At 65.4% G+C, this 977-nt stretch carries 1 protein-coding gene; it reads right to left on the bottom strand.

Going from position 1 to position 977, the window contains the following annotated elements:
• Positions 1-25: 25 nt before the first annotated feature.
• Positions 26-919, bottom strand: a complete 894-nt coding sequence (locus ACFLIM_RS50230) for an IS982 family transposase (protein ID WP_393178037.1) — start codon at positions 917-919, stop codon at positions 26-28.
• Positions 920-977 lie beyond the last annotated feature (58 nt).

Below are 977 nucleotides of genomic sequence, written 5' to 3'. Positions count from 1 at the left end.
CTAGACGAGTAAGTCCGATCGCCGGTCAGTGGTCGTAGGCGATCAGTGACCGGATAGTCGGGGCGTTGGTCATGTGGTTGTGCCAGATCGCGGCGGCCATCGCCAGGACACGCTGGGCGACGCGGATGGCGACTCCCCGGAAGGAACGGCCGCCGTGGTCTTCCAGGTCAAGCTGGCCTTTGAGGGTGTCGTTGACCGACTCGATCAACTGCCGGACCTTCTTGAGCATTGGCTCGCCGTAGCGGGCCTTCTCGTCCTTGCGGGACGGGCGCAGCATGGTGATCCCGTACTCGCCCAGCAACGTCTCGAAGTCCTTGCCGGCGAAGCCCTTGTCGCAGATCAGCAGGATGCCGTCGTGGCCGGCCACCACACCCGCGTCGACCTCGAGCATCGCGGCAAGGACCTCGCGCTCGCCGATTTTCGGGTCGGCCAGTGCCCACAGGATCGGCATTCCCGACGGGGTGCACACCAGGTACAGCTTCAGTCCCCAGTAGAACCGCGAGTGGCTGGCGCAGTAGCCGTAGCCGGCCCATCCGGCCAGGTCTGAGCGTTTGACCGTCGGCCGGGACATCCCGCAGGGCACCGGGGTGGAGTCGACGATCCAGCAGTCGTCGAGCCAGAAGTCGCTGGAGGTGGCGAGCATCCAGATCACCCGTTTGACCAGGCCGAGCGCAGCTCGCAGCCGCTTGTTGTAGCCGGACTGCTGCGGCAGGTACGGAAACAGGCCGGACAGGTGCTTGCGGGCGTAGCGCAGCCAGTGCGCCTCGGAGGTGAACCCGAGCAGCGCCTGGGCGACCGCGACGCACACCAGTTCGGAGTCGGTGAGGACCGGCGGCCTGCCCGTCCATCGCGGTCCTGCCAGCTCGTCGTCGATCTTCACGTACAGTGCAGTGAGAAGGGTCTCGAGGTTGTTCGTCACAAAACGATCATCGAGGCCCTTCCCCCTTTGCCGCAGAGCTTCGGACTTACTCGTCTAG

The sequence above is a fragment of the Nonomuraea marmarensis genome (assembly GCF_043197025.1).
Lineage (GTDB): Bacteria > Actinomycetota > Actinomycetes > Streptosporangiales > Streptosporangiaceae > Nonomuraea > Nonomuraea marmarensis.
This window is presented reverse-complemented; position numbering and strand designations above follow the sequence as displayed.